A 24230-nucleotide genomic window follows, 5' to 3' on the forward strand; every position below is an offset into this window, starting at 1 on the left:
TTAAGTGCCTGTTAACAATTATTTACTTCACTTTTTCCACCTCAATTTGCGCCATCACATCTTTGTCGATTTCTACCTCATTCGATTTTGCATCATCAACCTTATCAGTCAACTCCAGGGCATCGGCAAGTGTTTGTGCACAAATGTATTCTATGTGGTTTTCAACGGCCTGATTGTATTCGTCATGTTTTAAAACAGTGAGCTTAATCCGGTCGGTTACTTCAAAGCCACTTTCCTTCCGCAGGTTCTGTATTTTATTAATAAACTCGCGGGCAATTCCTTCCTGTTTCAACTCTTCCGAGACATTTATATCCAGGGCAATAGTCATCTGACCTTCAGTGGCTACGGTCCATCCCGGAATATCTTCGGTTTGAATTTCAACATCGTCTAACGACAACATAATCTTTTCATCACCCAATGTTAACTCATATTCTCCGGTACTTTCAAAATCCGAAATCGCGGTCTGATCCAACTGATTTACAGCCCCGGCAATTTGTTTCATCATTTTACCGTATTTCGGGCCAAGTGCTTTAAAATTCGGTTTAATTTTCTTTTTAATCACTCCGGCCGTATCGGTTAAGAACTCCACTTCTTTAACGTTAACTTCTGCTAAAATGATATTTGAAACTGCTTCAAATTGCTCTTTAAAATGCGGATTTAATACCGGCACCATAATTTTACCTAAGGGCTGGCGTACTTTCAGCTTCTCTTTTCGGCGCAGGGCCAAAATCATTGATGAAGCTTTTTGCGCTATGGCCATTTTTTCTTCCAGGTCTTTGTCAATTAAGTTATTATCGCAAACCGGGAAATTATCGAGATGCACACTCAGGTCGCTTGTCTTTCCGGTAACTTTATTTAAATCGTTGAAAAGCAAGTCGGCGTAAAATGGTGCGATTGGTGCCATTAATTTTGCAACAGCTTCCAAACAAGTGTAAAGTGTTTGGTAAGCCGAAACTTTATCTGTAGAGTATTCGCCACCCCAGTAGCGTTTACGGCTTAGGCGAACAAACCAGTTACTCAGGTTTTCGCTTACAAATTCCGAAATAGCACGGCCTGCGCGGGTTGGTTCGTAGTTTTCGTAGCTTTCGCCAACCTCTTTTATCAGCGAGTTCAGCAAGGAAATAATCCAGCGGTCAATCTCAGGACGTTTCTCAACGGGGATTTCTTCTTCGGCATATTTAAAGCCATCAACATTGGCATACAATGCGAAGAAATTGTAGGTATTATAAAGTGTTCCGAAGAACTTACGTTTTACTTCTTCCACCCCGTCGATATCAAATTTAAGGTTATCCCAGGGTTGCGCGTTGGTAATCATGTACCAGCGCAGTGGGTCGGAGCCGTATTTATCAATGGTTTCAAACGGATCGACAGCGTTACCCAAACGTTTCGACATTTTCACGCCGTTTTTGTCGAGTACCAAACCGTTTGAAATAATATTTTTAAATGCTACCGATTCATCAATCATGGTGGCAATGGCATGCAGGGTAAAGAACCAACCACGGGTTTGGTCTACACCTTCGGCAATAAAATCGGCCGGGAACACATCTTTAAACTTGTCCTTCCATTGAAAAGGATAGTGGCGCTGCGCGTAAGGCATGGCACCCGAGTCGAACCAAACATCAATCAGATCGGCTTCGCGCTCCATTTTTTGCCCTGATGGAGACACCAGAATAATATTATCGACATGCGATTTATGCAGGTCAACCCGGTTGTAATTATCTTTGCTGTAATCGCCAACTTTAAATTCGGCAAATGGATTTTCCGACATAAATCCGGCTTCAACCGCTTTGTCTATTTCGGCCATCAATTCTTCCATCGAACCGATACAAATCTCTTCCGAGCCATCTTCTGTTCTCCAGATTGGCAGTGGTGTGCCCCAAAAACGCGAACGGCTAAGGTTCCAGTCCACCAGGTTCTCCAGCCAATTGCCAAAACGCCCGGTTCCGGTTGATTTGGGTTTCCAGTTGATGGTGTTGTTTAAGGCCACCATTTTATCTTTAACAGCTGTTGATTTTATAAACCACGAGTCGAGCGGGTAATACAATACCGGTTTATCGGTTCGCCAGCAGTGCGGATAACTATGCACATGCTTTTCAATTTTGAAAGCTTTGTTCTGCTGTTTCAACATTACGGCAATGTCAACATCAACGGTAGCAGCATCTTCTTCCAGCTTGTCGTCGTATTCGTTTTTCACCGAGCGGCCGGCAAAATCATGATAGGTTTCAGTATTTACAAACTTTTCTACAAACTCAGGATCAAGATCGATGGTTGGATAAAATCGTCCTTTCCGATCAACCAGTGCCTGACGTTTTCCTTCGGTATCAACCACCACCAGTGGCGAAATGCCGTGTTGTTTGGCCACGCGGTCATCGTCGGCACCAAAAGTAGGTGCAATGTGTACAATTCCGGTACCGTCTTCAATGGTTACAAAGTCGCCGGTAATTACTTCAAAAGCTTTGCCCTCGGGCCTTACCCAATCTATCAGTTGTTCGTATTGCACACCTTTTAACTGCTCGCCGGTGTATTCGGCCAATACTTTAAAAGGTATTTTTTTATCACCGGGTTTATAATCTTCCAGTGCCAGCCCTGCATTTTTCGAATTGAAATAAACCGGGAAAAGGTCTTTTGCCAAAATTAAAGTAACAGGATCGCCGGTGTATGGATTAAACGACTGAACTTTTACATAGTTGATGTTCGGTCCCACACAAAGTGCCGTGTTCGATGGCAATGTCCATGGCGTGGTTGTCCATGCCAGGAAATACAAATCGGTTTCAACTCCTTCAAAAAGGAATTCCGATTTTTCGTTGCGCAAAGCCTTAAACTGGGCAATTGCTGTGGTGTCTTTTACATCGCGGTAGCAACCCGGCTGGTTCAGCTCGTGCGAGCTTAAACCTGTTCCGGCAGCCGGCGAGTAGGGCTGAATGGTGTAGCCTTTATACAACAATCCTTTTTGGTAGATTTGTTTCAGCAACCACCATACCGATTCAATGTATTGGTTGTCGTAGGTTACATACGGATCGTCCATATTTACCCAGTACCCCATTTTTCGGGTCAGCTCTTCCCATTCTCGGGTGTATTTCATCACCTCTTTGCGGCAGGCATCGCTGTATTCTTCAACGGTAATTTTCTTACCTATATCGTCTTTTGTAATGTTCAGCGCTTTTTCAACGCTTAATTCCACCGGCAAACCGTGTGTGTCCCAACCGGCTTTACGGTGCACACGAAAACCTTTCATGGTTTTGTAACGGCAGAAAATATCTTTAATGGCACGCGCCATCACGTGGTGAATACCGGGCATTCCGTTTGCCGATGGCGGTCCTTCGTAAAATACAAATGTTTCTTGTCCTTCGCGGGTTGAAATACTTTTATGAAAAGTATCGTCATTTTCCCAACGTTCAAGTACGTCCTTGTTTATCTGTGCTAAATCTAACTGCTTATATTCCTGAAATTTATTACTCATAAGAACACCTTATAATCCACTGATTTTAAAAAACATGCAAATATAGAAAAATTTTGATGGGTGGCGAGGATGATTCCGACCTTAATTAAAACGGACTAAAAAGCTAATATCAACCAGCTTGCCTTACAGCCCAATGCTTTTTACAAGTTGCTTACACAGTTGTGTAAATTACTGACTAATAGCGTCCTGTTAACTTTTATGGCGTCCTGTACCATTTTTATCACATCCTGTTAACTTTTTAGCCTCCCTGTTGGTTTTTGGGCTGTCCTGTTACCTTTTATTCTAATCCTGTTAAGTTTTTGGGCATCCTGTTAAACAGGATTTAGGATTTTTGTAACAGGATGGGAGAAATGGGTACAAAAATAGTCATCTAATCACCGATGAACTTCCTTGTTTACTTCTAACTTTAGATTGCTAAACCAGATTTAGCAAATGTCTTTTCAGACAGAAAATACTTTTTCCTATAGCTGAAAAAGTATTCAAAAAAGCCACCGCTGACGATAAAAAGCTAAAGATAAATTCGTTGCATTGAAAAAACGAAAAGGTTATTTTTTGATCCCGATAAATCGGGAGTTTCTTTTGATCGAATGTAAAAGGTACTGCCCGTCTGGCATGAAGACAAATTCACCCGTATTAATTAACTAATACGATTTGTGGTTCTGTTTAAATACAACTCTATACTTGTAACTTGCTTTTACCGGCTTCAAATCAAATAAAGAAAAAGCCGCTTTACCGGGAAAGATAAAGCGGCTTTGGTGGAATACCTTATGTAGATGCCCGATTAAAACCGGGTCTTACTATTTTTTGCAATCTATAGCGAAGCTAAGCAGCCGTTTTGCATCCCTTTGGGAAATTGGGCGTAACAAAACACCGAACTTAGTTTCCTGAGAAACTGTATTCTCTTACCACAGATCCGTTTTTTAATGCTTTTATTAATTCAGGTCGAGAACCGAATTAAATTCACCCTCAACAATACCGTTTGGAGCAGTACTGTCGGCTTCAGTTTCGTTTTCCCAAACCGAACCATCAATTAAATATTTAAACTGGTAGGCTTTACCGGTTTCAAGGTTCAGCGTTTGTGTAAAATCACCACTTTTCAGTTTTTTCATTGGCTCAACTTCTTCACTCCAGCCGTTAAATTCTCCAACAATTTTAACAGTTTCGGCGTTTGGCGCATCAGCTTTGGCCACACGGAAAGAAACTTTACACTCGGGTTTACTTTTCAAATATTGTTTTTTAATACTCATAATTCAATTTTTTATGAAACAAAATCTGCCAGCGGAAATGCAGGTAAGAAAAAATCAGGAAGAATTCGCATCCGGCGCCTGACGAGAATTCAAAATTCATTTAACTACCAAACAAAGCCGATTAAGCGATCTGAATCGTTTTTGTTATTAATTTCAAATTTTGTTTTAGCTCTTACTGGTTTGGATTTGAACGTTTATCAATTTGTAAATCAAATATATGGCATTAACATTAATTAACACCTTGATGAGAATTTATTTAGCCGGAGATTTAACACACTGATAAAATTAAAAACTCTAAGTATCTTCTTGTAAATCAGACGCATTGGGACAAACCTCAATGTTTACAGGCTCTGTTGTACGCTATATCTGTTAAAAATAGCGGTAGTTAAAACTAAGTAAATGCTAGCTTTTCGTGCGCAGTAAATCAACTTTTTGCATGAATGTTTTTACACGCGCCAAATCAACCGTGTTTTGCCAATGCCCATTGCACTTAAACGACGACCCTACTATAAAAGCATCGGCATAGGGCCAGTAATCTTCAATATTTTTGCTATCCAATCCGGAGCCAATAATAAGGGGAAGCTTAGTACTTTCCTGTACCTCCACAACATCATCAAGCGATGCCTGCATTCCTGTTGCATTTCCGGTAACAATTACACCATCGCTAAGGAAAAATTCGGCTGCCCGAGCCATTTCAGCAACCGACACATCAGCAGAAACTGCATGGGAAGAGTGTTTCTTTTTTATATCGGTCCATATTTTTATGTTCCCGGCTCCAATTTTCTTACGGTACCGCAACAGTTCTCCGGCATCGCTGTTCATCATTCCTTCATCGGCGAGGTGCCCAAAAACAAAACCTTCGGCACGAATAAAATCAAGTCCAGCCGCCATGGCTACTGCCAGTGCCTGTTTATTTGCGCCGGCCAGAATTTGTATTCCCAATGGCAATCCAACTTCCTGTTTAATTTTTTGGGCAACCACTGTCATGCTTGCAACAATTTCGGGCCCAACAGTACGATTCAGGTACGGTCGATCATGCATATTCTCAATCATAATGGCAGCCACTCCACCCTTTGCCAATTTTCTGGCATCTTCTACAGCGTCATTAATTATTACGTTTATTGCCACGCTGTTTTTGGGTGTTCCGGGCAGGGCAGCCACATGCACCATCCCTATTATTGTTTTATTCAATTGCATTGTTGATGTGTTTTATGCTTATAAAGTTAAATGAAAACAACGAACTTATTTCAAGGCCATTAAAAAGAAAGTTGACTTCTTTTTGTTTGCGGCAGAATTTGTACTTTTACGCTTACAACCTAAATCAATATTATAATGAGAAATTTAAACCTTCTGATTACCATTATTACTGTACTCGTTTTTTGGGGTTGTTCGAGGCCCCAACAAAAATCTGTTAACACCTTATCGAAAAAAGAAATTTCTGATGGATGGCAGCTCTTGTTTGACGGGGAAACCTTGAGCGAATGGAAAATGTTTAATGGTGGTGCAGTTTCGGGCTGGAAAATCGTTGATGGAGTTTTGCATAACTCGGGCCAGGGTTCCGATCATGGTGGCGATATTATTACCAAAAAACAATATGCCGATTTTGAATTGTACCTGGAGTGGAAAATAGCTCCCGAAAGCAATTCGGGTATTTTTTATCGCGTACAAGAGGGGCTTACCGATGCCATATACGAAACGGGCCCGGAATACCAGCTACTGGATGACAAAGGCTGGTCAAGCCCCCTTGAAGCCCACCAGTATTCGGGAGCCAATTACGGTATGAATGCTCCCGAAAATGCCCGGGTAAAACCAACAGGCGAATGGAATACAACACGAATTATTGTGAACAAGGCACATGTTGAGCATTGGCTTAACACTACTAAAGTGGTGGAATATGAACTGTGGACTGACGATTGGGCAAAGAACAAGGCACAAGGCAAATGGGCCGAAACCCCTCACTATGGTATGGCTAAAACAGGCCATATCGGGTTGCAGGACCACGGAGGATTAACCATGTTCAGAAATATAAAAATTAAAGAACTCTAACGCAAACTCCATTCCGTTCCGAAGAAACATCAGCCAAGTGGTTTGCCAATAAAAATTATCTTTGCCCAAAACATTTTCGAAAATGGAAATTACGGCATTCAGAGACTTGAGACCCTTCTCTCAATTGGTTTTTACCGCTTTTATTGTTATGGTCAGCGTTATGATATTTTTTATTTTATCGCTTGTTGTGGCCATTCCCATCTGGGGTCTGAGTACGGTATTACACCTGCCCGAAGTAAATGCTGCAACTCCTCAAAAAATCATCAGGCTCTATAAATTTATTCAGGTAGTGCAGGCTATTGGCTTCTTTATTGTTCCTCCCTTTGTTTTAGGCTACCTATTCCATGGCAAGTCAAACGATTACCTGTATCTCAACAAATCTTTTCGGTCGCAAAATGTAGTCCTGATTATTGTTCTGATGTTTATTATGGCCCCGTTTATTAACCTCGTTGGCGAACTAAACAACAATATGCGCTTTCCTGCATGGCTTTCGGGAGTAGAAAACTGGATGCGCAATGCAGAGGAACACGCTGCAGAAATAACCAATGCATTTTTAGCTGTAAAAAATATTAGCGGACTTGCATTTAACCTATTTATGATTGCCTTGTTACCTGCACTTGGCGAAGAGCTCCTGTTTCGGGGTGTTATTCAGAAAATTTTTAGCAAAATAACACGCAGTCACCATTGGGGAATATGGATTTCGGCTATACTTTTCAGTGCCCTGCACATGCAGTTTTTTGGATTTGTTCCGCGTGTGTTACTCGGTGCATTATTTGGCTACCTCCTGGTATGGAGCGGATCGATGTGGCTTCCTATTCTTGCTCATTTCCTGAACAATGCCATTGCCGTAATTGCAATTTACCTGATTAACAAACAAACAATTACGCCCAACTATGAAAACATAGGTTCTACAGCCGACAGCTACTATATGGCGGGCATTAGCCTGGCACTAACTATTGTGTTTTTGCTGATGATAAGAAAACAGAATAAGGGAAAAACAATTCCTGTTTAAAAAAACAATTCCAAACCAGAAGTACTGATTTGGAATTGACTACTTATAATTAGTTGTTGTTTATGCAAACTCAAACAATAAGTCGGTTTGCATTTCTTCGGCACTCATTTTTTTCTTTTCGTTACGGCGGAACACATAAACAATACCATACTCCTGGGCCAATTGACGTTTAACTTTTGGCGATTCAGCCTCAATACCCTCTTCTATTTCGGTCCACAGTTTACTGATGAAATCATTGGTTGTTTTTCGCAGTTTCTGCATTTTTTCAAACGATCGCAGCGTATTTCTTTTTAAGGTTTGCTGAAATACCGAAGCATCATGCAACTCTTGCACCTTAAATTTCACCAATGCAATTGATGGGTTATAGATAGCGCTTCCACCGTTCTGCATCCTTTTTTGTTCGCCTTCCACCATAATTTTTCCCCATTTCAATACTTCTTCTTCGGTATTCAATGGTGGAACTTTACCCTCAAACGAAGCCAGATCTTCGTAAAACTTAATTCCTCCGTTGATCTCGCCGCGCTCTGATGCAAATAACAAAACCTGAGTAAAATGCGAAACATACATTTTAGCCCGGTCAAAAGCCTCTTTGTAATCTTTTATATTTTCAGCCTGAAGTCGAGTGTCTAACTCGTATTGTGTAAGATGATTCTCGAAATTATTCTTTACATTCTGCAGTTGTTCTACCGAATGATTTGAAAATGCCAGCTTGCGCTCATTCTTAATCACCTTGCCAAGCGCTGCATTTAGTGCGCGCATTCTGGCTTTATCCGTTGTTGGTAAACGTCTGTATGGCATAATTATCCTTTGTGTTTATGCGAAGTTATTGATTGTGTATGGAGAATAGATGTGTTCGCCCCTGCACTTATGCACATCTATATGTTTATTATTGTAAAAAACGGAAGGTGGTTTTTAGCGAACAGCCATATTTTGACACCTTTCAGTGGCCCTATTCGCAAGAAGTTAACAGGGTTAAAAACAAAAAAGCCTCCTCAGTAACTGAGGAGGCTTTCGAGTATTTAGCTTAAAATTCTTATTCGCTAACTTTTGCACACAAGTATTCGCGATTCAAACGTGCTATGTTTGTAATAGAAATACTCTTCGGGCACTCGGCCTCGCAGGCCTGCGTATTGGTACATCCACCAAAACCAAGCTCATCCATTTTAGCAACCATGTTTTTGGCACGGCTGGCAGCTTCAACTTTACCTTGTGGCAACTTGGCCAGGTGCGAAACTTTTGCCGAAACAAACAACATAGCTGAAGCGTTTTTACAAGCTGCAACACATGCTCCACAACCAATACAAGCTGCAGCATCCATAGCCTCTTCAGAGTCTTCTTTTGGCACAGGAATAGTGTTGGCATCAGGAACACCTCCGGTATTTACCGACACGAATCCACCAGCCTGAAGAATTTTCTCGAAAGCGGTACGGTCAACTACCAGGTCTTTAATTACCGGGAATGCACGTGCACGCCAGGGCTCAATAACGATGGTTTCACCATCCTTGAACTTACGCATGTGCAACTGGCAGGTAGTAACCTCGGTGTCTGGTCCGTGCGGGCGTCCGTTAATATATAAACTACAAGTACCGCAGATACCTTCGCGGCAATCGTGGTCGAAAGCAATTGGGTCGATTCCTTCTTCAATAAGCTGGAAATTCAGAATATCCATCATTTCAAGGAAAGAAGACCCGGTTGAGATATTTTCGATTGTATAAGTTTCGAATTTACCTTTTGATTTGGCATTCTTTTGACGCCAAACTTTTATTTTGAGTTTTTTTAGAATTTTATCAGCCATAATCTTACAGATTTATGATTTATAATTATTCGATCGATTATTTGTAAGAACGCTGCGTAAGCTTCACATTCTCAAATACCAAATCTTCTTTATGCATATCCGGCTCAGTGCCCTCTCCTTTGTACTCCCAGCATGATACGTAGGTAAATTTTTCGTCGTTACGTTTTGCTTCGCCTTCTTCGGTAGCCGACTCTTCACGGAAGTGTCCACCACACGATTCGTTTCTGTCGAGCGCATCGCGAGCCATTAACTCACCAATATCGAAGAAATCGGCAACACGACCGGCTTTCTCCAACTCAGGATTAAGGTTATCCAATTCACCAGGAATACGAACATCTTTCCAGAATTCTTCGCGAATTTCCTTAATCATCTCAATCGCCTTTTTCAAACCTTCAGCATTACGGGCCATACCAACATAATCCCACATTACTTGTCCAAGTTTTTTGTGGAAATAGTCAACCGGTTTCGAACCTTTAATGTTGTATAGTTTCTCGATACGATCTTTAACCTCTTTTTCAACTTCAGCAAACTCAGGAGCATTTGTATCAGCCATCGGCGTCATAATTTCATCGGCCAGGTAATCACCAATAGTGTATGGTAATACAAAATATCCATCGGCTAAACCTTGCATCAGTGCCGAAGCACCCAAACGGTTAGCACCGTGATCTGAGAAGTTTGCTTCACCAATCGAATACAATCCGGGAACAGTTGTCATCAGGTTGTAATCAACCCAGGTACCACCCATCGAGTAGTGAATTGCCGGGTAAATCATCATTGGTTCGGTATACGGATCAACATCGGTAATTTTTTCGTACATCTGGAAAAGGTTTCCATAACGTGCTTCAATTACACTCTTACCTAAGCGCTCAATCGAGTATTTAAAGTCGAGGAACACTGCTTTTCCTTCAGCGTTTACACCAAAACCAGCATCGCAACGTTCTTTTGCCGCACGCGACGCAACATCGCGAGGTACAAGGTTACCGTACGAAGGATACCTTCTTTCCAGGTAAAAATCACGATCTTCATCAGCGATATCGTTCGGATGAAGTTCACCTTTCTGTAATTTTACTGCATCTTCTTTTTTCTTCGGAACCCAAACACGACCATCGTTACGCAACGACTCCGACATCAAAGTCAGTTTCGATTGCTGATCGCCATGAACAGGAATACAAGTTGGGTGAATCTGTACAAAACATGGGTTCGACATAAAAGCACCACGTTTGTAACATTGCCATGCGGCCGATCCGTTACTTCCCATTGCGTTGGTTGACAGGAAAAATACGTTTCCGTAACCACCTGTTGCCACAACAACGGCATGTGCACCAAAACGTTTAATCTCGCCGGAAACAAGGTCGCGGGCTATAATACCACGTGCTTTTCCGTCGATTTTTACCAGGTCCAGCATTTCGTGGCGGTTGTACATTTCAACGGCACCTTTCGAAATCTGACGGTTCAACGCCTGGTAAGCACCAATAAGCAACTGCTGACCGGTTTGCCCACGTGCGTAGAACGTACGGCTAACCAATACACCACCAAACGAACGGTTATCTAACAAACCTCCGTATTCGCGTCCAAAAGGTACACCTTGCGCCACACACTGGTCGATAATATTTGGTGAAACTTCGGCCAAACGGTAAACGTTGGCTTCGCGTGCACGGTAGTCACCACCTTTAATGGTATCGTAAAACAAACGGTAAACCGAGTCGTTATCGTTTTGATAGTTTTTTGCCGCATTAATACCACCCTGTGCCGCAATTGAGTGTGCACGTCGCGGGCTATCCTGGTAACAAAATGCTTTAACTTTATATCCTAATTCGGCCAGCGAAGCAGCTGCAGAAGCACCACCTAAACCGGTACCTACCACAATAATTTCTAATTTACGTTTGTTAGCCGGGCTTACTACTTTAATGGCTGCTTTGTGTTTATTCCACTTTTCAGCCAGTGGCCCTTCAGGTATCTTGTTATCTAAAATGCTCATAATTTTTTCCTTTCTTATTTATACAATCCTAACATAAAATAAAGTGGAATAACGGCGTAACCCACAGCAATAAGAATTGCGTAAATCTTACCAACAACTTTCCAGCGGTTTAACCAATGCTTGTTGTTTAAACCCAGCGTTTGAAAAGCCGACCAAAAACCATGTGATAAGTGAACTCCCAGTAAACCTCCGGCAATAATATACAGGATACTTAGCGGAATACTGTTGATAAATGCCGCTGAAACCAATGTATAGGCATCGTGCATGTGTACACCATGAATTTCCACTTCGCCAACATCGCCGGTAATTTTCATTTTTACATAAAAATTAACCAGGTGTATGGCCAAAAATACCAAAACCAAAGCACCCAAAACCAACATGTTACGCGATGCCCATGTGCTGGCGCCACTCATGTTCTTTTTAGCATACCTTACCGGACGTGCTTTCCAGTTTTGAAATTCAAGGAAAAATGACCAAACAATGTGAATAATGAAACCCAATCCAAGAATCGGCTCCATAATTTTAATCAAAGGGTTTGTTACCATAAAATGAGCCCCTTGATTGTACAATTCACCACTGTTATCGAAAATCAGTAATAAGTTGATGCTCAAATGGACAGCAATAAATACCATCAGAAATAATCCCGACAGACTCATCACAAACTTTCTTCCAATTGAAGCTGTTAAAAATTTGCTCATAATCTATTTTTTATTTTGGTTGTTTTTTGAATTAAGTTCAAAGCAGCACAAATGTAGACGAACGCAAATATTCTTGCAAAAAAGGAGTTCTAAATTAGCTAATTTAAAACGATTCTACAACTGATTTAATTCTGGGGTAACAAAGCAGGAAAGCACAGCGAACAGGGAATGTTTAGTTACCCTTAAGAAAGGCCTGACACAAGGGGTTTGGGCTTAACACAAAAATCATGATTCCCGGAAATTACCAACAGGAATAAAAGAAGTACAAATATTTGGCTAACTCTTCCTCGTTCTCCCGATAAAATCGGGACAAGCACTCTCTTTGTAAAGAAGGAAGATTGGGTCGAAGGCACAATCAGGGTGAGTCAATCGATTTTGAACCAGCTATTACTATTGATTTTCAAGAAACATAAACAATAAAGTACCAGACGGAAGTATGTTGCCTACAGTGCTTTAAAGGCTCTATTCCACTCGCGCAAAGTAAACTGGTCGGTAAGGGCAACCAATTCGGTGGGATGAAAGGCATCTTCCACTTCAACAATATTTATCGAATCGAAACTGCATTGAACGGCCGCCGATTTATTTCCTTCGAGTTTAACAAAACCTTTTATCCGGTAGGCTTTTGGCGCCCATTCTTTTAAAAATTGCTGAAGGGCTTGTTGTGAAACGGCCCGGGCACTTTTTATTACCATGGAGTTAACATCGGGGCGTGCCATGGGTTTTACATCGCCAAAATAAAATTTAGTAAGCGCCGTGTTACCCAACTCAAAATCAATGTTGCAAAAACTGGCGTGTTTAATTTCGGTGAATGGATTTATTTTTTTTATTTCCTGATCGATACCGGTCAGATTTTCCTGCACTAAATCGGTTTTATTTACCACTGTGATATCGGCCATTCGAATTTGGTGCAAAACACGTTGTTTCATCACGCCCAATTTCGAGAAATTAAGCGCATCAACCACACACCAGTTGGAAGCCTGGTATATTTTCTCTGAAAGTTTTCCGGCAGAAACAATTTCTGCAATAGTAGTGGTGTCGGATAATCCCGAAGCTTCAATAATGATACTATCAGGATGGTATTCGTCAATAAATTTTTCGAGCGATTTTACAAAATCACCCAACAAACAAACACAAAATACCGATCCGTTATTAATTTCCAGCAGGTTAAAATCTTCGCCCGATTTTTGCAGTTCGGCACCATCAATGTTTGATGGAGCAAACTCGTTTTGGATAATCCCGATTTTTTTTTGCGCAGCATATTGTTTTATAATGCGTTTCAGAAAGGTTGTTTTGCCACTTCCCAAAAATCCGGAAATAATATGGAACGGTATTTTGTTCATTCGCTAATTCTATTTACTGTCTATACTTTCCTGAATAGCTTTTACCAGCTCTTTTTCAGGCGGAATCTGCGAAACAAAAGCTACTTTCCCGTCAATACAGATGGTAGGAATATTTTTTACCCCCAGGGCAGCCATGTATTTCAATCCTTCTTCGTTTTTAATCGAGTGCTCAAACCAATCTACCTGGCCATCGTCGAATTTTCCGGCAGCAACTTTTACGGCATTCACCATATACTGGCAGGGTGCACACGAACCCGAGTCGAGAGTAATTACCTCAACCACCGTTTTCTTTGTTGAATAATCTTTCAGTTCAACCTGGCCAATTTCAACAGCTTTTTTATCCATTGCCCGCACCACATCTTGCTTGTACGGATCAAAAACCAATTCGGTAACTGCTTTTAGGTTGGCAACAGGTGTTTCCATAGGCAGATCGCAGCCCGGAGCCAGGATAAATCCTTTTTTCCCTCCAAGGTCGAGACACTCCAGGGCATCGCGACGCGAATCGTCTTCGTCGCCCATTAGCAGCACAACAGTAAGTTTCATGTTTCCGCCAAAGCTAATGCCTTTGTCAAGCGCAATGTCTTTTACAAAATCAAGCGGTATATTTTCGTCAATCGAAACATTGTCGGGTTTACAATCGCACATGGCCTCGATGTTTTGCTGGGCGTGGCCGCAAACAAAGAAAGAGCTTAGTTTTTCGCGCTCTCTAACGTAGTCGAAAATGCTTGTACAGTACGGCGAAACAAAGGTTTCAAAAGTCATTGGGTCAATCTGGCTGGTCATTGGGTCAACCACGGCAATAATATCGCAACCGGCATCCAACAGGTATTCCGACATTTTTATACCCACCTGGGTACAAAATTCCATCACCTCGTTTACTTCGTCTGGAGCCTCAAAAAGTTTCATAAAAATATCAGTTCCCAGCAAGTGTAAGGCAAGGGTAAATGGCCCGGTAATTAAGCCATACAATGCAAGATCGGGATATTTTTCGCGCAATGCTTTTGTGGCATCAACGGCAACCGGTATGCGTCCGTCGGTAATTTTGGGTAATTTTAAATCGGCAATTGTTTTTCCGTTTGCCAGCGGATGCGAAACCACTGCCGGAGGATTATTGGAAGCCCACTTTAATTCGCAGCCCAAAATTTCAGCTTCAATCTGCAAATCAAAAACCACCGGCACACCATCGGGCTGGTACTCCTCAACGGACCGGCTCACGCCTTTAACCACCTCATCGGCTGATTTTAGATAGCTTATGGCATCAACACCCGTTAAATGCCCACCATGAACACCTACAAACGGTACCCACGGAACACGTTCTACTTCTTTTAAAGCAAACGCCTGTTTAATTAGTTCTAATCCCTTCATATTTATTGTTTTGAATTTCTATTTTTTGTGTTGACTCTTTTTACTTTTCTACCGGTTTTAAGCGTGTACTTTCCCCATTTCAGAAAACCCCGGCTTTCCAATCAACTTAATTACAATAATTTATGTGATTTTATTCCTACTGCAAGCTAAAGCGGCAAACTGCTAAAAAGCTTACAAGCTAAAACCTAACTTACGCTACTTCAGTATTTAGGTATTCAACCAGCCCCTGCGGATCAGCCGAATAGGCATCTGCTCCAATTTTATCGCAGAAATCTTTTGTTACAGGCGCTCCACCAACGGCAACCTTAGTACCCGGAAGTTCATCTTTGATTGCTTTGGTAATTTTTTCCATGTTTACCATTGTAGTTGTAAGCAGCGCCGACAAACCAACAAAGGCATTTTCGTGTTCTTTTGCAGCGGCAATAAACTGGTCGGCTTTAACATCGGTACCCAGGTCAACCACTTTGTAGCCGCTACCTTCAACCATCATCGATACCAGGTTTTTACCAATGTCGTGCAAATCGCCTTCAACCGTGCCAATAATAAAGGTTCCTTTTTGTTTTACATCGCCCGAAGCAAAAAACGGTTTTAGGTGCACCATTGCTGTACTCATGGCTTTTGCCGACATTAATACCTGGGGTACAAATATTTTGTTTTCTCTGAATTTTATGCCAACCTTTTCCATTCCAACCATTAATCCCTGGGTAAGAATATCTTGTGCACTAACCCCCTCGGCAATGGCTTGCGCGGTTAACTCATCAGCTCCATCCTGTCCTTTCATTTGCGGAGGAAACGGTGCAGCTTTATTTATTTTTCCAAACTCTATACAGTCTGCAATTTTTGCTAATAGTTCACTCATGGTTATTTATTGATTTTTAATTGATTATGATACCGTCAAAAGTATGACACCCATGAAACTGAAAAAATAGTATTTTTTTAGAAAAAGATGGAAAATATTACTTTTATTAAACACGTGTTTAGTAATTTTATCCTGTTATTTAGTCAGATTGTCAATGATTCGCAGAATTCGCTACTTTGAGATTCCCCGCCCCCTGGTAAACGAACAGCGCCGTAATCCTTTAGTGCTTGATTTATTTTTAACCGAAACCGGAGAGATTGAGGTGGAGCAGGGAACCATCTGGGGCTCGGCTACTGATATAGAAAAATACCTGTTGGTTTTCTGCACACGGGGCAGTGGTTTTGTGCAAATAGATAATGAACAGGCATCGGTTAAGGCCGATCAGTTTTTTATCATTCCAAAGGGAATGGCCTTTAAATACTACTCGGAACAAAATACAACCACGCGTTTTTTAGTTGCGTATTTTGAGGGTTGGAAGGCCATGCGCCTCGGAAAAGAATTTGCACTTGTGCGCAACCTGGTTCCATCGGTAAATAATATGGTTGCCAACCGCGAGATGCTTTTTGATGAAATATTTAACAACCTCTCAAAAGGCTATCACGATGAGAACCTGGAGTACATTAATTTTTGTTTTGGACACCTGCTGGCTACGTTTATTTATGCCAGCCGCACCGAGGATGAGGTGCAGGAAGAAACCAACCCGGTAGTTCGTCGAGCTGTAAACTACCTGGGTAAAAATTTGGGAGAAAAATTAACTTTACAAAAACTGGCTGATGAAATGGGCTATTCGCCAACCTATTTATCCACCTTGTTTAAAAAGGAAACCAACTATTCGCCAATCAGCTATTTCTCGCACCTAAAAATTTTAAAAGCCTGCGAATACCTCGACTATACCAATTTAAAAGTAAAGCAAATATCTTTTCACCTGGGTTACACCGATCCGTACTATTTTACAAAAGATTTTAAGAAAAAAATGGGCATGTCTCCGCGTGCCTACCGCAACAGGGTTGTATAAGCCCAAACATCACCTTCCGTTTTTAATGCTTAATTAACCCGAAATTATTTTCGAGGTATGTTTTTTATATTTGAATGCTTTTCAAGCTCCTGCTCAAATTTTAAGATTACATCAACCCCCGATTCTTTAGAATTACCACTTTGCAAACGCAAAAACAGCTTATCGTTAATTTCGTATTCAATAGTTACGGTTTCGGGGGTAATTTCGTCGCCACTAACTTCGCCAAAACCACGTTGGTAGATTACAAAAATATCGTTGGTAATGTATTTCCCCACAACAAAAGCAGCACTCTGCCAGTTTTCTGTTGTTGTAATTTCAATCATATCCAGGTTTAACTGCGAGCCAATGGTTTTACTCAACTGCGAAGAAATCATACTGGCAACGGCATTTGAACCAATAGAGTTAATCAAGCCATTGTTTCCGCCGTAGCCAATCTCATCGCTTGTTGCTCCAAAAACCAGCACCGAAATTCCGTCCGTTTCCGAAATTTCCACATCGTCGAGCATAAACCTTATTTCCGGATCCGACATTTCACCCGTAATAAGCATCTCGAGGTAACGTTTTTCTTTATCGCTCCCACGGTAAACGTATTCGGCCTCAATATTTAAAGTCGGATCAAACTCTTCACCACCCTGAAAAATGATCTCACTTTCCTTGAGGTTGAGTTTTCGGCCATACAAAATATATTGTCCGCGTACCACTTTTACATTTCCGAACAATTCGAAATACGGACCATTTTTTACAATTTCAACTTCGCCGTTAAGCTCGGCCCTGATGTCGTTACTTCTTATCCAGGTATTTCTCGGAATTTCAACCTGCAAGCGACCCGTTAGATTGTTTACCCAAGCGGTTTCTTTTTTGTTTTTTGCTTTTGCCACAACCTGTCCAGCCAAGGTATTTTGTAACGAATCATCGGGCTTTTCGAGGGCCTGAACCAGCAGCGGAACATCAAGTTCTGTTTCACCTTTGGAGTCTTTCATAAACGCGGGAAGATACAAGTCGGAGCGTAAAACTTTTATATTCCCGCCAAACTCTGGCTTATTTCTCTCAGAGCGAACAAAAGTATTGGCATCTACCAGAATTTCATAATTGCGGTGTTTGGCCAGGAAGAAATTTTTTGCATCAAGCTCTAACGACGAACTGTTGATTTCACCGGTAACAATAGTCGAATCAAAGGCCAGTTCTCCGAATACCGAAATCAAGCCGTTCTTTTGTTTTACCAGCAAAGTATCAATGGCCACTTTGTTTCCGTGAAAGCTAAGCGCGCCAAAAATATCCTCGTAAAAAATTCCAATATTTTCATTCAGGTAAGTACCATCCTTAAGGTGTAGGTTACCATAAATCAGCGGATCATTCCATTTTCCCTTTGTTTGAACATTAACTTGCAGAATCCCTTTAACACTATCGTTTGGTGTGTAGGTTTTCACTAAATCCCGAAGGTCAACCGAATCAATGCGGAATATTCCGTCAAAGGTTTCAGGGAGACTAAAGTTCAGCTGCAAAGAATCGAGATTAAGATCAAATGCAGCAACTGCTTTTGCAAAGAACAGTTCTCCCAATTCGGGCATGGTAAGTTCAACTGCACCTTGTTTGTTTGCATAGGTAAAAATGGCCTGAAAAGGATTAAAGGCATAGATGTTATAACGCGGATCAGTAACATCAAGTTTCCCTTCAATGCTTGGGGCGTTTGACCAGCCATGTAGGGCCATATCGACATTAAGCCTGCCTCCCAGTTGATATTCCTCTCCCAGGTATTTGTTCAGCTCTGCAAGGTCGAACTTGTTTATTTCAACACTAAAGTTACTTGAATCCACAGCTGAAACCAGGCCATTGGCGGCAAAAGAAAACTGTTCCTGATTTCGGTCTTTAAGAACCAGGTTCGAGATTTCCAGAAAGCGGTTGTTGAAAATGCTCGCCGTCATGGTATCGGGAAGAAAAATATCAGCCCATTGCGAGTTTACCTCCAATGCCGACAATTCAAGCAAAATGGTATCTCCGGCTTCAATAACGCTGCAAAAACGGGCTTTCAGCACATCATTCCAGGCAAGTTCACCCAGCACATTCATTTGTTCACCATCAAAAGTATAATCCACCGCTAACGTATCTAAAAGAATTGTTCCGGTTTTTACCTGCAGGGCCTCTGCGTTAACAGCAACCTTATACGAGTCGTTAAAAACATTAACCTTATAATTTGCCTTTGTTTTGCTCAGGTCAACTGCGTAAGCATTTGCATTGTGCAAATCGAGTGTTCCGTCTATTTCAAGGTCGTTAAAGGGCCCATGCAAGGTTGCCGTTGTATATGCCGAGTCAAAAGTTAGGGGAAGCTCCACCAGCGAATCGAGAAATCCAGGCGTTTCTGCAGAAGCTAAAAATCTGGCATTTAGCTGCATCGAATCGAGCATTAGCTGTCCACTTCCGTTTAGCAAAACACCCGGTGCAAAGGCCTGCAGCGTATCAAACTTTAGCTGTTGCCTGTTTGTGGTTGCCAGAGCAAGCAAACTATCTACCTCAAAGTTATAAATTGTACTACTGCCCAGGTTAAGGTTAACTGCTGCTTGTATTTTTTTCGGGTCAAAACCTTTTCCTGTTGCGTATATCTTACCATTCAAAATTGTTTGTTCCAAATCGGTCACAAAACGGTGTAGCTCCAGATTTTTAGCATTAATATTTACATTGTATTCTGGTTGTCCTGAAAAATCCAGGCCGCCAGCCAAAGCTACTTCTCCATAATCAGATTGAGCCAAAACAATAGCATTCACACTATCATCCGCATAAACCCCTTTCAGGTCAACTAATTTCAGATTAATAGTGTTGTAAACCGAGTTATAAAACTGACCTTCAATATTGGCTTCTGATTGTATATTTTTTAAATTATCGCCATTTATTTTCAATTCACCATTAACAAGCAACTGCGCTGTACCTAAGCTTATCCAGTGGTTAATATTTACATTCCCTATCTTAAGTTGCGCCTGGTATGGCACTGCTGCGTTTGGCAGCTGCAAATGGCTAAACGCACCTAAGGCTAGGGTTGCATCAATTGTTTCGTCGCTATTTTGCAACAAAATGTTGGCAACCAACGAATCGTTAACTGCAGAAAAACTGGCCTTAATGGCTGGCGAGCACAGCAATTTAAACGACGGAACAAACAAGGAAAAATCCTCTTTATCAACTTTACCAGCCGTTATTGCCCCTTCAAAATTAGCTGCTGAAATATAACTCCCGTTAAAATCGATGCCCGAGTTACCTGCCAAAAGCAACAGGCTATCCACCTGTATTTTTTCATTACCGATTACACATTTCCCACTGAGTTGTTTTAGTTTAAAATCAGGTTTGATTGTTGTGCACCCAAAACTTTGCAAGCCTATTTTTATTTCGTCGGAACTGTACACTCCGCCTGCCAATAAATTGATATCCTTCGCGCCTGAAGGCAATGCCTCTGACAAGGCTGTAATTGCCAACTCTCCCTGTTTAATCACCACATTTTTCACATCAATCGTAAGGCGAAAAGGCTTGGGTTTACGCTCCGTATTGTGGCTGTTGCCGGGAATAAAAGTTGAAATATTCCATACGCTATCGGTGTTTTGCCACAGGTTTATGTAGGGATTTTTTAGCACAATCGAATCGACACTAACGGTAGCGTTCAAAAGGGGCTTTAGATTATACTTTAACTTTAAACTACCCAGGGAAGCCAACAGCGAATCGCCATCGAGGAGCTTTACCTCCCTTAAGATTAAATTATTGTAGAAATTGCCATCTAAATTGCCCACAGAAAGATCAAGTTCCAGCTTGCTTTCCACCAGCTGTTCTACCTTTATTCTTGCTTTTTCGCGGAAAAAAGCTGTTTGGGTTAACAGCAACATACCTCCAATTAGCAGGATAATTACTGCTAACACGATTGCTAAGTATATTAAAAGCTTTCTCATTTATTAGAAGGTATGACCAATATTAAAATGAAGTTGCCACTTGTTTTCCGAGTCAAACACTGGCCGGGCCACATCAATACCTGCCGGGCCAATTGGTGTTTTTAGTCGTAGGCCAAAACCGGCAGCATATCGTAAGTCTGTAATATGGTAGTTAAAACTTTTCTCCCAAACATTTCCGGCATCCATAAAAACATTAAATTTCAATTTTCGGGCAACATCAAAACGAAACTCTGCCGAAGCTTCCAGCAAACTGTTTCCACCAATAGGCACACCATTTTCGTTACGCGGTCCCAGGTCGCTTCTCGACCAGCCCCTAACCGAATGGCTACCACCTGCAAAGAACTTTTCTTCTACCGGGATAAAATCGGCATCGTCGGTTCGTTTTATACCTCCCATTTTACCCTTCAGCGCCAATACCAAACCACGCCTCAAACCAAAATAGGTTTTTACTTCGCTTAAGATTCGGTAAAATGGTATTTCTTTGCCTAACAGCAAGCCATTTGTTTTTATATTTAGCGAAACGGCGTAGCCCTGTACCGGATCTAAAATTGGGTCGGCATTGTTATAAATACCCCCCAGAACTATTCCTGTTTTTTTGTAAATCGTCTCATCATAATCAACCGTTTCGTTGGCTACAAAAGCGGTGGTATCCAATTCCACATCCTCAAAAACATAACCTATTGATGTATTTAACTCCTTTGAGAAACTTTGCAAAAATGTAATGTTTGTACCTATTTTCTGAAGCTTATAACCCGGTTCATTCTCCTCCTGAATAAATGGATGAACGGTAAGCGTGTTCATGGGGAAGAGAAACGAGGGCTGCGAAAATTTCAGGTAAATATTGTAGGGTTCCAGCCCCGAGTGTTTTGCATACAAATTTAATCTGCCAGTATGGGTTAAAAACCCCAGGTACTGCACATCGGTAAAAGCACGTAATTTATCTTCGCGTCCATAACCGGCCCCAAAACGTACCGACCAGCGCGGTGCTTCGCGTATTTGAATGTGCATGGGAATGGTATCGGGTTGCTCATCTCCAATATTTGCACGAACTGAGGCTACCCTGTAGTTACCCTGGTTGTAAATTTGTTTTTGCGTTTGGTCAATTTTCTTTTTGCTCCAAACCTCTCCCTCATGATAATCGATTTGACGAAGAATATTTTTTGAAGGCACCCGGCTATTGCCAACAATGTTAGTTGAGCCAAAATAAGCCAAAGGCCCCCGGGTAACCTGCCACATTATGGCAGTGGTATTTAAAATGGTATCAACCTGCAAATGATGATTAACTCTTGTGTAGGGGTAACCATAATCGTAAAAAGCTTCGGCAATAAGTAATTGGTCATTGGTAATGTCCTCGTCGCGAAAAGTTTTGTCGTTATTTGCCTGAGTTTGCAAAAGTAATTTTTTTTGGTCTTGCAAACGCATCACCTCATCCAACTGGTAAAGGCTATCTACCTGATACGAAATTTCCGAGATAGTTACAGGCTCACCTTCATCAATAAATATAGTTAATACAACTTTGTTTTTTTTTGTTAGTTCAACCTGTGGTTCATTAAAGCGCACATCCAAATACCCCTGTTTCTGATAAAAAACTGTTAGCCGTTTTACATCTTCATTATAAAGCGATCTTGAATAATAAACCGGCTCCTTACCAAAAATCTTTTGTTTTACCCAGGAACTCGATTCCAGTGCCACCTCTTCTTTTAAATGGTAGGTTTGTATGTGCTTATTTCCACGAAACTTTACTGTGCGTACCTGCAGGTTCTCCTGAGCCCAGCCCAATGCAAAACCAAAAACAAACAGTATAACCAACACAATTGCCTTCAACCAGATTTATTTTAGTGTTAACCAAAGATAAAATAAGGCACTATGTAATAAAAATTTATGAATAAAAGTTTCGGGCCTTTTTTAAGAAGAAAAACTGAGGTGCTGTTATGGATTAATCAACAGCACTTTAATAAAGTTAATATTTACATGGTTTTGCGAAAAAGACTACAAATTTTAACTTTAACCAAAACTAAATCTGAACCGGCATGACAACACCCTTCCTAATCTTTATTGTAATTTCAGCGGTAGCCCTGCTCCTTTTTATGGTGCTAAAACTAAAAATCTCAGCTTTTATTTCGCTACTTATTACGGCCATTTACGTGGGAATTATTGCCGGAATGCCATTAAAAGATGTTACCAAAGCCATTCAGGATGGTATGGCTGGCACGCTGGGTTTTGTAGCAACCGTTGTTGGCCTGGGAGCCATTTTTGGGCAAATGCTGGAAAGCTCGGGTGGGGCAGAATCGCTGGCGCATTACCTAATAAAAAAATTTGGCACCGACAAAGCTTCGTGGGCCATGGTTATTACCGGTTTTATAATTGCCATACCAGTTTTTTTGGATGTAGGTTTTATTATTCTGGTACCCATAATTTACGCCCTTTCGCGCGATACCAAACGCTCGCTTTTGTATTACGGAATACCTTTGCTGGCCGGATTGGCTGTTACCCATAGTTTTATTCCGCCCACACCCGGACCGGTGGCTGTTGCCGATATTATCAACGTTCAACTGGGATGGGTGATCTTTTTCGGAGTTATTTTGGGTTTCCCAACAGCTGTGATTGCCGGGCCCATCTGGGGTAAATATATTGCAAAAAAAATCCACCTTCCACCTCCGGCTGATTTTGAAGTTAGTAAAGAAAAAACCTACGACGAAAATAACCTGCCCTCTTTCAGAATGATTGCTTTAATTATTGCCATTCCGCTTGTATTAATTCTGGTAAATACCTTTACCGGCCTTGCTGTTAAAAAAGAATTTATTGGCCAATCGATTTATACAGATGCACTGGAATTTATTGGCCACCCTTTTTGTGCACTAATTATTGCCACATTAATTGCTACCTACTTTTTGTGTTTAAAACGGGGCATAAACAAGCAAAAAGTGTTGGAACTTTCTACCAAAGCTTTGGGCCCTGCAGGTATTATTATTTTAATTACCGGAGCCGGTGGAGTTTTAAAACAAATACTGGTAGATAGCGGAATCGGAAAAATTATGGCCGAAGGAATGGCAAATTCTGCACTTCCGCCCATTTTACTGGCCTGGCTGTTGGCTGCTGTTGTGCGTGTAACACAAGGTTCGGCAACGGTTGCAATGATTACCGCCGCAGGCATTATTGCCCCCGTGCTGAGTGAATTTGGCCTGAGCGACCCCCACCGTGCATTAGTGGTTTTATCGATTGCTTCGGGTGCCACATTGCTTTCGCATGTTAACGACAGTGGCTTTTGGCTGGTAGGAAAATATTTTGGAATGAACGAAAAACAAACCCTGCAAAGCTGGACGGTTATGGAATCGATAATTGCAGTTTGCGGGCTTACTTTTACCATGCTGGCCAGTCTGTTCTTTTAACAACTGCCGCTGCACTCCAAAATAAAGAGAGGATGCCACGAGCTGATTAAAGCAGATTGCTATTTATTTCGCAATAGTTTTTGCTGAATTTTTCTATTTTCAC

At 41.4% G+C, this 24230-nt stretch carries 16 protein-coding genes; 4 read left to right on the plus strand and 12 right to left on the minus strand.

Translation table 11 applies throughout. The annotated features are described in order from the left end of the window. Positions 1 to 22: 22 nt before the first annotated feature. The 3 genes from ileS to QZ574_RS09690 all read right to left on the minus strand — a co-directional run bounded on the left by ileS (position 23) and on the right by QZ574_RS09690 (position 5904). Positions 23 to 3460, minus strand: coding sequence for an isoleucine--tRNA ligase (gene ileS / locus QZ574_RS09680; RefSeq protein WP_297089260.1), 3438 nt, complete (start codon positions 3458 to 3460; stop codon positions 23 to 25). Positions 3461 to 4392: 932 nt separating this feature from the next. Then, positions 4393 to 4707, minus strand: coding sequence for an isoamylase early set domain-containing protein (locus QZ574_RS09685; protein ID WP_297089261.1), 315 nt, complete (start codon positions 4705 to 4707; stop codon positions 4393 to 4395). Between the two features lie 402 nt (positions 4708 to 5109). Beyond that, a complete protein-coding gene (locus QZ574_RS09690) occupies positions 5110 to 5904 on the minus strand; it encodes a BtpA/SgcQ family protein (RefSeq protein ID WP_297089263.1) in 795 nt (264 codons plus the stop codon). Positions 5905 to 6039: 135 nt separating this feature from the next. Between QZ574_RS09690 and QZ574_RS09695 the strand changes: the two genes are divergently transcribed. Beyond that, complete coding sequence (locus QZ574_RS09695) at positions 6040 to 6753, plus strand: DUF1080 domain-containing protein (RefSeq protein WP_297089265.1); 714 nt, start codon at positions 6040 to 6042, stop codon at positions 6751 to 6753. Positions 6754 to 6835: 82 nt separating this feature from the next. Beyond that, complete coding sequence (locus tag QZ574_RS09700; protein ID WP_297089267.1) at positions 6836 to 7765, plus strand: CPBP family intramembrane glutamic endopeptidase; 930 nt, start codon at positions 6836 to 6838, stop codon at positions 7763 to 7765. A 60-nt stretch (positions 7766 to 7825) separates the two neighbouring features. Here QZ574_RS09700 and QZ574_RS09705 read toward each other — a convergent pair whose 3' ends face one another. The 7 genes from QZ574_RS09705 to QZ574_RS09735 form a co-directional block, all read right to left on the minus strand. After that, the gene (locus tag QZ574_RS09705; protein WP_297089270.1) at positions 7826 to 8563 is read right to left on the minus strand and encodes a hypothetical protein; all 738 of its coding nucleotides are present in this window, start codon (positions 8561 to 8563) and stop codon (positions 7826 to 7828) included. 235 nt (positions 8564 to 8798) lie between these two features. Next, a complete protein-coding gene (locus QZ574_RS09710; RefSeq protein WP_297089272.1) occupies positions 8799 to 9560 on the minus strand; it encodes a succinate dehydrogenase/fumarate reductase iron-sulfur subunit in 762 nt (253 codons plus the stop codon). Between the two features lie 37 nt (positions 9561 to 9597). After that, complete coding sequence (locus tag QZ574_RS09715) at positions 9598 to 11538, minus strand: fumarate reductase/succinate dehydrogenase flavoprotein subunit (RefSeq protein ID WP_297089274.1); 1941 nt, start codon at positions 11536 to 11538, stop codon at positions 9598 to 9600. Positions 11539 to 11552: 14 nt separating this feature from the next. Continuing rightward, a complete protein-coding gene (locus tag QZ574_RS09720; protein WP_297089275.1) occupies positions 11553 to 12236 on the minus strand; it encodes a succinate dehydrogenase cytochrome b subunit in 684 nt (227 codons plus the stop codon). A 443-nt stretch (positions 12237 to 12679) separates the two neighbouring features. Continuing rightward, complete coding sequence (locus QZ574_RS09725; protein ID WP_297089277.1) at positions 12680 to 13576, minus strand: GTP-binding protein; 897 nt, start codon at positions 13574 to 13576, stop codon at positions 12680 to 12682. A 9-nt stretch (positions 13577 to 13585) separates the two neighbouring features. Next, positions 13586 to 14941 (minus strand): uroporphyrinogen decarboxylase family protein, encoded by a 1356-nt coding sequence (locus tag QZ574_RS09730; RefSeq protein WP_297089279.1) that lies wholly within the window; start codon positions 14939 to 14941, stop codon positions 13586 to 13588. Positions 14942 to 15131: 190 nt separating this feature from the next. Beyond that, entirely contained in the window at positions 15132 to 15800 is a 669-nt protein-coding gene (locus tag QZ574_RS09735; RefSeq protein WP_297089280.1) for a corrinoid protein, read from the minus strand. A gap of 154 nt (positions 15801 to 15954) precedes the next feature. Here QZ574_RS09735 and QZ574_RS09740 point away from each other — a divergent pair, with 154 nt between their 5' ends. After that, positions 15955 to 16815, plus strand: coding sequence for an AraC family transcriptional regulator (locus QZ574_RS09740; RefSeq protein WP_297089281.1), 861 nt, complete (start codon positions 15955 to 15957; stop codon positions 16813 to 16815). A 44-nt stretch (positions 16816 to 16859) separates the two neighbouring features. Here the strand turns inward: QZ574_RS09740 and QZ574_RS09745 are convergent, their stop codons facing one another. Then, the gene (locus QZ574_RS09745; RefSeq protein WP_297089283.1) at positions 16860 to 20738 is read right to left on the minus strand and encodes a translocation/assembly module TamB domain-containing protein; all 3879 of its coding nucleotides are present in this window, start codon (positions 20736 to 20738) and stop codon (positions 16860 to 16862) included. Positions 20739 to 20741: 3 nt separating this feature from the next. Continuing rightward, positions 20742 to 22562, minus strand: coding sequence for a BamA/TamA family outer membrane protein (locus QZ574_RS09750; RefSeq protein WP_297089291.1), 1821 nt, complete (start codon positions 22560 to 22562; stop codon positions 20742 to 20744). Between the two features lie 206 nt (positions 22563 to 22768). Between QZ574_RS09750 and QZ574_RS09755 the strand changes: the two genes are divergently transcribed. Further along, positions 22769 to 24127 (plus strand): gluconate:H+ symporter, encoded by a 1359-nt coding sequence (locus QZ574_RS09755; protein ID WP_297089292.1) that lies wholly within the window; start codon positions 22769 to 22771, stop codon positions 24125 to 24127. Positions 24128 to 24230 lie beyond the last annotated feature (103 nt).

Origin of the sequence: uncultured Draconibacterium sp., from assembly GCF_913063105.1 — a bacterium.
GTDB lineage: Bacteria > Bacteroidota > Bacteroidia > Bacteroidales > Prolixibacteraceae > Draconibacterium.